The sequence below is a fragment of the uncultured Jatrophihabitans sp. genome (assembly GCF_964251945.1).
GTDB lineage: Bacteria > Actinomycetota > Actinomycetes > Mycobacteriales > Jatrophihabitantaceae > Jatrophihabitans.
In genome coordinates, this window is sequence record NZ_CAXULP010000005.1 from 98536 (window position 1) to 111056 (window position 12521).

Below are 12521 nucleotides of genomic sequence, written 5' to 3' on the forward strand. Positions count from 1 at the left end.
GCAGACCGGAAGACGTGATCGACGCGGCCGCCGCCGCCTCGATCAGCTCGACACGTTGACGACGACGACGGCGATGTTGTCCCGGCCGCCGGCCGCGAGCGCGGCGTCGACCAGGGCGTGCGCCGCAGGCTCGGGCTCGGCGTGCTGGCGCAGCAACTGCGCGATCGCGGCGTCGTCGACCTCGCCGGTCAGCCCGTCGGAGCAGACCAGGAAGCGCTCGCCGTCGGTCGGCGGGAACACCCAGAGATCCGGCGTCGGGCTCGGATCGCTGCCCAGGCAGCGGGTGATCACGTTGCGCCGCGGATACCGGGCGGCCGCCTCGGCGCTGAGCTGCCCGGCCGCGCGCAACTCCTCGACCTCGGAGTGGTCGACGCTCAGCTGGACGAGCGCGCCGTCGCGGACGTTGTAGACCCGCGAATCGCCCACATTGAAGACCACGCACTGGTCGGTCTCCCCGACCTGGCCCAGCGCGACGCCGCATAACGTCGTGCCCATGCCCGCCTGACCGAGGTTGCGGGCCGCCGACTCGACGATCAGCCGGTTTGCCTCGACCACGGCGCTCAGCACGTCCTCGGGCGCCACCCGCGGCTGCTCGCCGAGCACCCGCATCCGCTCGACGGCGATGCCGCTCGCGACCTCGCCGGCAGCATGGCCGCCGAGGCCGTCGGCGACGGCGGCGAGCCGGTCGGTGACGACCACGCTGTCCTCGTTGCTGGCCCGGACGCGGCCGCGATCGGTGCGCGCGGCGGCGGCGAAGCTCGTCATGCCACCTCGTCTCGATCGTCTCGATCGTCTCGCCGCGGGCCGTCCGCTCGATGCGGCGCGTTGCGCGCCCCGCTGCCCCGGACGATACCCAGGGCAGAATCCCCGGCGTGGACAACAAGGGCTTCGAGTTGGGCACGGACGGCCCCACCCGTATCCTCGTGGGCGTCGACGGCACAGAGACTTCGCTGCGCGCGGCCGCCTACGCGGCCGGGCTGGCCAGGCGGCAGGGCTCGCATCTCATCACGGTCTACGTCCAGTCGACGGGCGGAGCAGCCGCGCAGTTCCCCGCGACGGCCGGCGCGATGCTGCAGACGCAGGACGACATCGCGCGAGAGTTGCGGCAACTGGTGGACCACGGCATGAAGCGCAACGCCATCGACGCGGAGTTCGTGCTGCGCCGTGGCAACCCGTACACCGAGCTGATCGCCGTCGCCGCGGAGCTGCGGGTGGACGCCGTCGTGGTCGGCGCGTCGACGCAGTCGGGCCGGCGATTCGTCGGCTCGCTGGCCGGCAGGCTTGTCAAGGACGCGGTGTGGCCGATCACTGTCGTGCCATGATCGGCCGAACGCGGCCGCCGACACTCCCAGAGCGAGATGCACTTAGGTAAAGCTCATGTGAGGTAGGCTGGCGGCACGTCGGCGGGGGTCGGCGCGCGGGTTCGCAGCCGGCGAGCTCGAGGCGGGAGGCCGAAATGGCGTTGGCAGCGCGCTTGTGGTCGGGGTCCGGCCTCGACGCGCGGTTCGCCGACGCCCGCCTGCTGCGCGCGGGCACACGCTTCTGCCTCTACGAGGCCCACGAGCCGCAGGCGAACCGGTCCGTCGTCCTCAAAGTCCCCGACGACAGCGCGGCCCACTGGGTGCACGACCAGCTGCGCTACGAGGCCGCGATCCTCGCCGCCACCGGCACCCACCCCAACGTCGTCACGATGTACCAAGCGCTGACGCTGCATGACGGCCGGCCCGCGCTGTTGCTCGAGCGCTGCGCGTACTCGGCAGAGGATCTGCTGCACCGCGACAACAGCTTCCCGTTGCCAGACGCGATCGCGCTCGGCATCAAGGTGGCCGGCGCGGTGGAGGTCGTGCACCAGTTCGGCGCGCTGCACTGCGACATCCGGCCGGCCAACATCCTGCTGACCGAGTGGGGCGAGCCGGTGATCGCCGGCTTCGACGAGGCAGTCACGGTGGGCAGCGGCACCGGGTACGCGCCGCTGCACATCACCACCCCCCACACGGCGCCGGAGCTGCTCGAAGGCGAAGCGCCCTCGCCAGCCAGCGACGTCTACGGCCTGGCCTCGACGCTGTACGAACTCATCGCCGGTCGGGCCGCGTTTCGCGCGTACGCCGGCGAGTCCGCCGCTGCAGTGATCGTCCGCATGCTCAGCAACCCGGTTCGACCGATCGTCGCGCCCGGCGTCCCGCTCGAACTGTCCGACCTGTTGACCTGGGCGATGTCGCCCGAGCCGTCGAAGCGCCCGCCCACGCCGGCTTGGCTGGCCGAGGAGCTCGGCCGCATCGAAGCCCGCGAGGGCTGGCGTCGCACCCGGATGGCCGGGGCCTGACCCGCGACGTCCAGCGCGTTGTCTAGTCGGCAACTAGACAACGCCTGCTTTGTGCGGCATGCTTGCGCCGTGATCCACCTCGGGCGACCCGCGGCGTGTCAAAGCCACTGACACCTCCGCCCCCGCCGTCCCGAGCACCTGGAGCCCCGTTGCGCCGCGCACAGAGCCTGTTCTTCGGCCCCCTGCAACTCATCGAATTCACTCGCTTCTACGCCGACGAAGTCGCTGGCGGCCAGTACCCGTTCGTCGAGTACGACGAAGACGAGCGCTGGCATCAGCGCATCTACCGCGACCGTCGCGTCGACATCTGGTTGATCAGCTGGTTGCCGACCCAGGGCACGCAGTTGCACGACCATGGCGGCTCGGCGGGCTCGTTCACCGTGCTGTCCGGGACGCTCACCGAGGCGGTCGCCGGCGGCGGGCTGCTGCGCGAACACGAGCGGACGGCGGGCAACAGCGTCGGCTTCGGCGCGCATTACGTTCACGACGTGCGCAACGTCTCCGACGCCCCTGCGGTCAGCGTGCACGCGTATTCGCCGCCGCTGACGACCATGACCTACTACGACCTCGCCGACGGCAAGCTGGAGACGATCACCTCGCTGGCCACCGAGGACCCGGAGCCCGAGTTCGCGCCCCCGGCGCGTCAGCAGACAGCGCGGCCGCTGGCCGCGTCGTGACCTACGGCTCAGTCGAGGAACTCCTGGCCGACGCGCGGTCGCGGCTCGCGCGGCTCGAGCCGGGCGACGTCGGGCAGGCGGTCAGCGCAGGCGCACGACTGGTCGACATCCGGCCGGAATGGCAGCGGCGTGAGGAAGGCGAAGTGCCAGGCGCGCTGATCGTCGAGCGCAACCACCTGGAGTGGCGGTTGGACCCGGCCTGCGCGGCGCGGGTGGACGAGGCCGTTCCGGGGCAGCGCTGGATCGTCATCTGCGCGGAGGGCTACACGTCCTCGCTCGCCGCGGACGCGCTCAACTCGATCGGCGTGCCGGCGACCGACGTCGTCGGCGGCTTCGCGTCGTGGCGGCGCGCCGGCCTGCCGTCCGTGCCAGGAGGTACGCAGCCCAGCGGGCCAGGGCGCGGAGTGCATTCGCCGAGCCGCACCGACCGCCTGCGTCAGGACGAGCCGACCGCCCGGTAGCCCAACCACCCGGCATAGCCGAGCAGGCCGGCCAGGCCGAACTTGCGGGTCAGCGGCAGCATCGTCGCGACACCCAGCGCGGTCTCGGTGAAGCCGTTGCGATAGACCCACGTGCGGGTGTCGTCCGGAAACACCTGACGGGTGATGTTCTCGAACGCCTCGGGCGCGGCGAAGTGCGCGGCGCCGGTGGCGGCCAGGACGAGACCGAGCTTGCCGGTGGACAGGAGAGCCATTCGCCCACCCTGCCCGAACCGGCGCCGTCAGCTCAAGTCAGCGCCGTCAGCTCGAGGTCAACTCAGCGGGCTGCGCGGCAGCAGCGAATCCGCGATGATCTTCTGCTGGATCTGGCTGGTGCCCTCGAAGATCGTGGTCAGTCGGGCGTCGCGCCAGTAGCGCTCGACCTGCCGCTCGGTGGTGTAGCCGTTGCCGCCGTGCAGCTGCATGGCGTCGCCGGTGACATCGACGGCCATCTCGGTGGCGACGAGCTTGGCCATCGCCGACTCGCGCTCGCACGGTTGGCCGCAGTCGAGCAGGTGCGCCACCTGCCGGTAGAACGCGCGGGCCTGCTCGACGCGCGCGGCCATCGACGCGAGGGTGAACCGCAGCGCCTGGAAGTCGCCGATCGGGTGGCCGAACTGCTCGCGTTCCTGCAGGTAGAGCACCGAGTCCTCGACCGCGGCGCGGGCCAGCCCAACCGCTCGCGCCGCCGTGTGCACCCGGGCGATGTTCAACCATTTCTGGGTGTCGCGGAACGCGCCGGAATCGGTGACGAGGTTAGCCGCCGGCGCCCGCACGCCGTCGAAGACGAGATCCCAGGTCAGGAACCCGTGGTAGCCGATCTTGTCGATCGGCGTGCCGGTGAGCCCCGGCGGGAACGCGTCGCGTTCTTTCTCCAGGATGATCGTGGCCAGCCCGGCCGAGCGCTTCTCTCCCGGCTCCGGGTCGCTGGTGCGGCAGAGCAGCTGGATGAAGTCGGCGGCCTTGGCGTTGCCGATCCAGCGCTTGTGGCCGGTGATGACGTAGCTGTCGCCGTCGAGCTCCGCGCGGGTGCTGACGGCGGCGAGGTCGGAGCCGGCGTCGGGCTCGCTGAACCCCGCGGCCCCGATCCAGCGGCCGCGGGCGCTGCGGCGCAGGAGCTCCGCACGCTTGGCGTCGTCGGGAAACTCCGTGCCGAGGCCCTGCCCGCGGGCGATGATGCTGGCGACGCTCAGCCAGCCGCGGGCCAGCTCTTCGGCGATCATCGTGTACTCGAAAACGCCGCCGCCGAGCCCGCCGTGCGCGCGGTCGATCATGATGCCGAAGTAGCCTCGCGCGCCCAGCTCGTCGAGCAGGCTGCGCGGCATCTCGCGCTTGTCCGGGTCGTACTCGTCGGCGATCGGCTTGACTTGCTCGGCGGTGAACCGGCGCGCCTCCTGCTGCATGGCGAGCCGTGCGTCGGTGCGGTAGGGCGCCGGTAGCTCAGGCGGCGGCGCGGGCAGGAGGGCGGGTTCGTCGGCATGCTGCGCGGACGTCACTGAAGGAGCATGGCGGACGGCGGAAACGAGGGCGAAACGCGCCCCTTGCGAGGATGCCGCGGTGACGGACGAGGGCGCGCCGCCGAGGACCCTGCCGCCGATGACAGAGTGGCGCGGGCACGTCGTGGTCTGCGGCCTGCAGGACGTCGGCATGCGCATCGTGGAGCAGCTGCGCATCGCCGGCGAGCGGGTCGTGGTCGTCGACGACGACGCCGAGCCGCGGCTGGTGCGCCTCGCCGACCGGCTCGGCGCTGTGCACCTGGCGGCCAGCGGACGTCGCGCGACCGAGCTCGAGGCCGCCGGGCTGGCCGGCGCCGCCGCGCTCATCTGCATCGACGACTCCGACCTCGTCAACCTCGAGATCGCGTTGCTGGCCCAACGGTTGCGCGCAGACCTGCGGATCGTCGTCCAGCTGGGCAACGAGGCCGTCGGCCGCGCCGTCGGCCGGGTGACCGGGCCGGCCAGCGTGCTCGACGTCGCGAGCATCGCCGCCCCCACGCTGGCCGAGGCGTGCATCGACCTGCGCAGCCGGCCGCTGTCCATCGGCGGCGAGCCCTTCGTGCTGCGCGAGATCCAGGCCCGGCGCGCCGGGACCTTGCGCACGCTGTTCGACGACCTGGCCCCGGTGGCGGTGGTGCCGGCCGACGGCAGCGAGCTGGTCGTGTGCCCCGGACGTGATCTGGCGGTGCAGGTCGGCGACCGGGTCTTCGTGATCAGCACGTCCGACGACCTCGCCGCCCGTGGTCTGCTCGAGACCGACGAGCCGCCAGTCCGCGTCCGTCGGCGACACCGGCCGAGCCTGCTGCGCCGCTACATCAGCAGCTTCGTCGCATCCTCGGAACGCCAGCTGCGGATGACGCTGACCGCGCTGCTGGTCGTCGCGGTGTGGTCGATCGTGCTGCTGCGAATCGGCTACCGCACCGTCCAAGGCGGGCACATGAGCACGCTCGACGCCGCCTACTTCACGACCGAGACGCTGACGACAGTGGGTTTCGGCGACTTCTACTTCGGCAACCAGTCGACCTGGCTGCGGATCTGGGCGATCGCCCTGATGATCCTCGGCGCGACGTTGGTGACCGTCGTCTACGCCATGTTGACCAACCTGCTCGTCAGCCGGCGGATCGCGCAATCACTCGGCCGCCAGCTCGCGACCCGGATGACCAACCACGTCATCGTGGTCGGCCTCGGCTCGGTCGGTCTGCGGGTGCTCGAGCACCTCATCGCCGCGCACCAACCAGTCGTCGTGCTCGAGCGCGACGAGGACAACCGCTTCCTGGCCCGCGCCCGCGCGCTCGGCGTGCCGATCGTGTTCGGCGACTCGACGGTTCCGGCCAGCCTGGACGCGGTGAACCTGCAGCGCGCGCGGGCAGTGGCCGTCCTGACGAGCAGCGACCTGGCCAACATCGAGACCGGGCTCGGGGTGGACGACATGCTCGGCGAGCGGCGAACCGAGGTGCCGGTGGTGCTGCGGGTGTTCGACCGCGACCTCGCCGAGACGATCGAGACGAGCTTCGACTTCCACTTCGTCCGCTCGACCGCCGCGCTGGCCGCCCCCTGGTTCGTCGGCGCCGCCCTCGGCCTGGACATCCGCACCACGTTCTACATCGACGACCTGCCGATGCTGATGGGCGTGCTGACCGTCGCGCCGGAGGGCGGGCTGAACGGGAAGACGATGTCCGAGCTGTCCGCGCGGATCCGGGTCATCGCGATCAGCCGGGCCGGCGGCGCGCGGCTGGAATACCCGCCTAGACGGGACACCCGCTTCGCCGGCGGCGACCAGGCCTACCTCGTCGGCCCGTATGAGGAGCTGCTGCAGGTGCTGCGACGTGACGCGCGGGGGGCCGTGGCATAGCCCGGCGCTGCGTTGGGGAAGGCTTCAGCACATGGCGGCAACGGTGTTGGTCACGGGCGCGTCCGGCTTCGTCGGCTCGCACGTGTGCACGGCGCTGGCGCAGGACGGCCACGACGTGCGGGCGATGACCCGCCACCCGGAGCGATACGACGGCGCGGGCACCCCGGTGGCCGGCGACGTCGAGGACCGCGCCTCGTTGGACGCCGCGCTCGCCGGCACGCACGCCGCCTACTACTTCGTCCACTCGCTCGACTCCGCCGATTTCGAGGACAAAGACGCGCAGGCGGCGCGCAACTTCGGCGCGGCAGCCGCCGCGGCGGAGGTCCGGCAGATCATCTACCTGGGCGGACTGGGCGCAGACGACGAGAACCTCTCGCCACATCTGCGCTCCCGCCGCGAAGTCGAGACGCTGCTCGGCGAGGCCGGCGTGCCAGTCACCACGCTGCGCGCGGCAGTCGTCATCGGGCACGGCGGCATCTCCTGGGAGATCACCCGGCAGCTCGTCGACCATCTGCCGGCGATGCTGACACCCCGCTGGGTGAAGACCCGCACCCAGCCGATCGCGTTGGTCGACGTCGTCCGCTACCTGGTCGGCGTGCTCGACCATCCGGACGCGATCGGCAAGACGTTCGAGGTCGGCGGCCCCGAGGTGCTCAGCTACCTCGCCATGCTGCGGCGCGCGGCGAAGGTGCAGGGCAAACGCCGGCTGCCGACGGTCAACGTCCCGCTGCTGTCGCCACGGCTGTCCTCGGCCTGGCTGGCGTTGGTCACCGACGTCGACCTCGCCACCGCGCGGAACCTGGTCGACTCGATGATCAACGAAGTCGTCGTGCACGACCGGTCCATCGAGAAGATCGTCCCGGGCTCGACCTTGGGTTACGACGACGCCGTCCGGCAGGCGCTGGCCGACCGAAAGGCGGCTGCCGAGTGACGAACTCGACAGTCGACGGCCGGGTTCGCGGCGGCGTGGTCGGCCGGGTGCAGCGACTGGTCGAGCACGCGTTGATCGAGCAGGTTCCGCGCGACCACCACCAGCCCGACAGCGCGTTCCGGCGGCGCCGGATCGTCTCGGCCGTCACGATCGCGGTGGGCACCACCCTGCTCGGCTTCTCGCTCGCCACCGACCCCGGCGACGCCGCGTTCTACCCGATCACCGCCGCAGTCGCGGTCGTCTGGGTTATCGGCGGCTTGCTGTCCGGGCCGCTGCACCTCGGCTACATCCCGTTCCGCGGCGCGTTGCGGCGCCCGATCGTCACGCCGATCGCTTTGGGCTTGGCTGCCGGCGCGGTCTTCGTCGTCGGCGCGCTGATCGTGCGCGAGATCGAGCCGCTTCGGGTCTTCACCTCGCACGTGCTGGCGCACGCGACGCAGGGCAACCTCGCGATCGTCACCGTGCTGGCCCTCGCGAACGGCATCGCCGAAGAGGTGTTCTTCCGCGGCGCGCTGTTCGCCGCGATCGGCCGACGCCACCCCGTGCTCATCTCGACGGTCATCTACACGCTGGTCACGATCGCCACCCAGAACCCGATGCTGGTGTTCGCCGCGCTGTTGATGGGCACGCTGTTCGCCCTGCAGCGCCGCGCGTCCGGCGGCATCCTCGCCTCGATGCTGACGCACGTCATCTGGTCGACAATCCTGATCCTCGCGTTGCCGCCGATCATCGACAAATAGCCGCCGGCGATCACCGGGCGGGCTCGCCAGCGCGGTGATCGGACCCGGCTGGCGCAGTCGTCCGGCCGGTCGCCCACAGCAGCAGTCCGCCGACGGGCAGCGCCGCCGCGTACACCATCACCCCGGACCACCCGTAGGCGTCATGCAGCGCGCCCGCCGCTGCGGAGGAGATCGCGCCGCCGACGAAGACGGTCGTCATGTAGACGGTGTTGATCCGGGCCCGCGCGGCCGGCCGCAGCGCGTAGATGACCTGCTGGCTCATCACCTGATGGCACTGGACGGCGAAGTCGAGCGCGACGCCGCCGACGGCGAGCAGCACGACGCTGGACGCGCCTAGCCCGGCGAGGGCCATCGCGCCGGCGGCGAGCACGAACGCGCCCGCGCGGGCGATCCTGCCGTAGCCGCGGTCGGCCAGCATTCCGCCGACCGGCGCGGCTGCCGCGCCGGCGGCGCCGACGAGGGCGAACAGGCCGATCTCGTCCTGGCTGAAGCCGTGCCGGTCGACCAACTCATAGGCGATGGCGGTCCAGTAGGCGCTGAACGCCCCGAACATCGTCGCCTGGCACAGCGCGAGCCGGCGCAGCACTGGTTCGGTGCGCGCCAGCTCGACGACGGTCGCGAGCAGGCTGCGATACCCCTGGGTATGGTCCGGGCGTCGCGCGGGCAACATGCTCCGCAGCACCAGTCCGAGCACCGCCATCAGCCCGGCCGAGATGAAGAAGACGGCCCGCCATCCAAGCGCCTCGGCGACCAGGCTCGACAGCGTCCGCGCCAGCAGGATGCCGAGCAGCAGTCCGCTCATGACGCGTCCGACGTAGCGGCCCTCGTGGCCCTGCGGCGCGAGGTGCGCAGCCAGCGGCACCAGAATCTGCGCCACCACCGATGTCACGCCGACGACGACCGACACCGCGGCGAAAACCCCGAAAACTGGCGACGCCCCGGCCGCGACCAGTGCGAGCGCGGTGACGACCAGCGTGCGCACGACGAGCATCCGGTTCTCGACCAAATCGCCGACCGGCAGCAGCAGCAACAGCCCGAGCGCGTAGCCGATCTGGGTGAGCGTGACAACGACCGTGGCCGAGCCCTCACTCACGTGGAAGGACTTCGACAGCAACGACAACAGCGGCTGCGCGTAGTACACGTTCGCGACGGTCAACCCGCACGCAATGGCGAGGACGGTCGTGATCAGCTGCAGGCTGCGGCCCTCGGCCGGCTTTGGCGGGACCTCGGCGGCGGTCACCTGTCGCCGGGCGAAGCGGCGGGGACGCCTGCCGGCCGCGCCGGGACCGCCAGCGCGCGCTCCCCCGCCTGCGCCCCCGATGTCGCGGCAGCCTCCGGCGTCGCAGCAGCCTCCGGCGTCGCAGCAGCCTCCGGCGGGGCAGCCCCCGGCGTCGCAGTCGCCGGCGGTCCGCCGAGCCGGACGCGCGGCATCAGCCGGACCGCGATCGTCATCAGCACGGCCATCGCCAGCACGGCGAGGAAGACGTAGTGCACGGCGTGGTTCAGCCGCGCCGGGTCGTGGTGCGCCGAACCCGCCGACGAGCCCAGCAGGCTGTTGGCGACGGCGCCGAACGCCGCGACCCCGAGCGCGCTGCCGAGCGAGCGGGCGAACATGTTCATCCCGGTGACGACGCCACGTTCGTGCCACTCGACAGTCGACTGCGCGGCGATCAGCGTCGGCGCGGCCACGATGCCCAGGCCGGCGCCGATCACGAAGCAGAAGGCGCCCACCTCTACGACCGAGGACGACCGGCCGAGCAGCAGCAGCATGGCGGCGCCGGCGATGACCAGCGCGCCGCCGATCAACCCGCACGCCCGGACGCCGACGCGGGTGTAGAGCCGGCCGGCGAACGACGCGGTCAGCGGCCAGCCGACCGTGAGGGTCGCCAGCGCGAACCCGGCGACGAGCGGACCGTGCCCCAGCACGTCCTGCACGAACGTCGGCACGTAGCTGGTGAGCCCGAGCACCACCGCGCCGACGCCGAACGCGACGAGACTGGTCGTCGCGAGCAGCCGGCGACGGAACACCCACAGCGGCACCATCGGCTCGGCGACGCGGCGTTCGGCCAGCACGAACACCACCAGCAGCGCCGCGCCCACGCCGAGCACGGCGACGCTGGTGGGCGACGACCACGACCAGGCCTGACCGCCTTCGAGCAGCCCGAGGATGACCAGACTCAACCCGGCGACCATCAGCGCAGCGCCGCGATAGTCGATGCGCGGCTTGCCCCGACTCACCTTCTCCTTGAACTTCGTGGCGATCATCCAGCCGGCGAGCAGGCAGACCGGGATGTTGACGAAGAAAATCCATCGCCAGGACACGTACTCGGAGAAGATGCCGCCGAGGGTCGGCCCGACGACGGCGGCGATGCCCCACACGCTGGCGAGGTAGCCCTGCACCTTGGCGCGCTCCTCGACGCTGTAGATGTCGCCGACGATCGTCATCGTCATCGGCTGGATCGCACCCGCGCCGAAGCCCTGGACGGCTCGGAACACGATCAGCGCCGTCATGCTCCAGGCGAGGCCGGCCGCCACGGAGCCGGCCAGGAACGCGGCGATGCCGAAGAGGATCACCGGCTTGCGGCCGAACAGGTCGGCGAGCTTGCCGTAGACGGGCACGGTCACCGCCTGCGCCAGCAGGTAGATCGAGAACAGCCACGGGAACTGCGCGAACCCGCCGATGCTCGACACGATCGACGGCACGGCCGTGGCGATGATGGTGGAGTCCAGCGCGACCAGGGCCAGCGACAGCAGCAGCGCGAGAAGGAGGGGTCCGCGCTCAGAGCGCAGCCCGACCGCGGAACGGGTCACGAGAGCTATTGTCGCGCCAGCGCGCCGCGGCCGAGACCGAGGCCCGCCCGCCGCCGCTGTCGACCCGCCTGTCGGACCCGCCTTCCCACCCGGCGTGGTCGATTTCAGTGATCGACTTCAACCGATGCGTGTGGGAAGCAGAAGAGATGTGGGTCGCGGTTGCGGAATGTCCGGGCGGCGCCCCGGGGTTGTTCCTGCACACCGTCTTCGAGGAGCCGCATGTCCGTCCCGCTGTCCCTCGTCGACCTCGCGCCGGTGCGCGCCGGTGAGCCGGTCGCGGACAGCTTCGCCGGCAGCGTCGCGCTCGCCCGGCTCGCCGAGGACGCCGGCTACCGACGCATCTGGTACGCCGAGCACCACAACATGGCCCGCATCGCCTCGTCCGCGACGAGCGTGCTGATCGCGCACATCGCCGCCCACACCTCGACGATCCGGCTCGGCGCGGGCGGCGTGATGCTGCCTAACCACTCCCCGCTCGTGATCGCCGAGCAGTTCGGCACGCTGGCCGAGCTGCACCCCGGGCGCATCGACCTCGCGCTCGGGCGGGCGCCCGGCTCAGATCGCAACACCATGTACGCGCTGCGCCGCGACGACACGGCCGCGGACCGCTTCCCCGACGACGTGCTCGAACTGCAGGCCTATCTCGGCGACGAGACCCGGGTGCCAGGCGTCTACGCCTATCCCGGGCGGGGCACCCGGGTGCCGCTGCACATCCTTGGCTCGTCCTTGTTCGGCGCTCAGCTCGCGGCGGTGTTCGGCCTGCCGTTCGCGTTCGCGTCGCACTTCGCGCCGGCCGCGCTGAACGCGGCGATCGAGACCTACCGCGCGAACTTCCGGCCGTCCGAGCAACTCGATCGGCCCTACCTGCTCGCCGCCCTCAACGTCATCGCCGCCGACACCGCCGAGGACGCCGCGCAGCAGTTCCAGCAGGCCAAGCGCGCTCGGGTCCGCGCCTTCGCACGGCCCGGGGTTCGGCTCACCGACGAGCAGGCCGACGCGGTGCTCGCCGCGCCGGAGGGTCTGCAGATCCAGCAGATGGTCACCTACTCGGCCGTCGGCCGGCCGGACGACGTGCGCGAGTTCGTCGCCGGCTTCGCCGAACGCACCGGCGCGGACGAGCTGATCGTGGCGCTGCAGTCGCCGTCGATCGAGCAGCGGCTGCGCTCGGCCGAGCTGCTGGCGCTCGAGACCAATCTCGCCGCAGCCCGCTGA

At 71.6% G+C, this 12521-nt stretch carries 13 protein-coding genes; 8 read left to right on the top strand and 5 right to left on the bottom strand.

Annotated features, from left to right (window positions below):
• Positions 1-42 precede the first annotated feature (42 nt).
• On the bottom strand, positions 43-765 hold the full coding sequence (locus ACFFBG_RS11980; RefSeq protein ID WP_375478930.1) for a PP2C family protein-serine/threonine phosphatase: 723 nt from the start codon (positions 763-765) through the stop codon (positions 43-45).
• Positions 766-872: 107 nt separating this feature from the next.
• Between ACFFBG_RS11980 and ACFFBG_RS11985 the strand changes: the two genes are divergently transcribed.
• From ACFFBG_RS11985 to ACFFBG_RS12000, 4 genes are all read left to right on the top strand, one after another.
• On the top strand, positions 873-1322 hold the full coding sequence (locus ACFFBG_RS11985; RefSeq protein ID WP_375478932.1) for a universal stress protein: 450 nt from the start codon (positions 873-875) through the stop codon (positions 1320-1322).
• A 134-nt stretch (positions 1323-1456) separates the two neighbouring features.
• A complete protein-coding gene (locus ACFFBG_RS11990; protein WP_375478934.1) occupies positions 1457-2323 on the top strand; it encodes a serine/threonine-protein kinase in 867 nt (288 codons plus the stop codon).
• A gap of 149 nt (positions 2324-2472) precedes the next feature.
• Positions 2473-3000 (top strand): cysteine dioxygenase family protein, encoded by a 528-nt coding sequence (locus ACFFBG_RS11995; protein WP_375478936.1) that lies wholly within the window; start codon positions 2473-2475, stop codon positions 2998-3000.
• Complete coding sequence (locus tag ACFFBG_RS12000; protein ID WP_375478938.1) at positions 2997-3461, top strand: rhodanese-like domain-containing protein; 465 nt, start codon at positions 2997-2999, stop codon at positions 3459-3461. Before ACFFBG_RS11995 ends, ACFFBG_RS12000 begins: the two co-directional genes overlap by 4 nt.
• On the opposite strand, the gene ACFFBG_RS12005 is transcribed toward ACFFBG_RS12000, so the two are convergent.
• The gene (locus ACFFBG_RS12005; protein WP_375478940.1) at positions 3437-3694 is read right to left on the bottom strand and encodes a hypothetical protein; all 258 of its coding nucleotides are present in this window, start codon (positions 3692-3694) and stop codon (positions 3437-3439) included. The genes ACFFBG_RS12000 and ACFFBG_RS12005 overlap by 25 nt on opposite strands.
• 57 nt (positions 3695-3751) lie before the next feature.
• Entirely contained in the window at positions 3752-4975 is a 1224-nt protein-coding gene (locus tag ACFFBG_RS12010) for an acyl-CoA dehydrogenase family protein (protein ID WP_375478942.1), read from the bottom strand.
• A gap of 100 nt (positions 4976-5075) precedes the next feature.
• On the opposite strand from ACFFBG_RS12010, the gene ACFFBG_RS12015 reads away from it, so the two are divergent.
• From ACFFBG_RS12015 to ACFFBG_RS12025, 3 genes are read left to right on the top strand one after another with little or no spacing between them, the layout of a single operon-like run.
• Positions 5076-6827, top strand: coding sequence for an NAD-binding protein (locus ACFFBG_RS12015; RefSeq protein ID WP_375478944.1), 1752 nt, complete (start codon positions 5076-5078; stop codon positions 6825-6827).
• 31 nt (positions 6828-6858) lie between these two features.
• Entirely contained in the window at positions 6859-7758 is a 900-nt protein-coding gene (locus tag ACFFBG_RS12020) for an NAD(P)H-binding protein (RefSeq protein WP_375478946.1), read from the top strand.
• 35 nt (positions 7759-7793) lie between these two features.
• On the top strand, positions 7794-8498 hold the full coding sequence (locus ACFFBG_RS12025) for a lysostaphin resistance A-like protein (RefSeq protein WP_375479235.1): 705 nt from the start codon (positions 7794-7796) through the stop codon (positions 8496-8498).
• A gap of 10 nt (positions 8499-8508) precedes the next feature.
• Here the strand turns inward: ACFFBG_RS12025 and ACFFBG_RS12030 are convergent, their stop codons facing one another.
• A complete protein-coding gene (locus ACFFBG_RS12030) occupies positions 8509-9738 on the bottom strand; it encodes an MFS transporter (protein WP_375478948.1) in 1230 nt (409 codons plus the stop codon).
• Positions 9735-11309 (bottom strand): MDR family MFS transporter, encoded by a 1575-nt coding sequence (locus tag ACFFBG_RS12035; RefSeq protein WP_375478950.1) that lies wholly within the window; start codon positions 11307-11309, stop codon positions 9735-9737. Before ACFFBG_RS12035 ends, ACFFBG_RS12030 begins: the two co-directional genes overlap by 4 nt.
• A 219-nt stretch (positions 11310-11528) precedes the next feature.
• Between ACFFBG_RS12035 and ACFFBG_RS12040 the strand changes: the two genes are divergently transcribed.
• Positions 11529-12521 (top strand): LLM class flavin-dependent oxidoreductase, encoded by a 993-nt coding sequence (locus tag ACFFBG_RS12040; RefSeq protein WP_375478952.1) that lies wholly within the window; start codon positions 11529-11531, stop codon positions 12519-12521.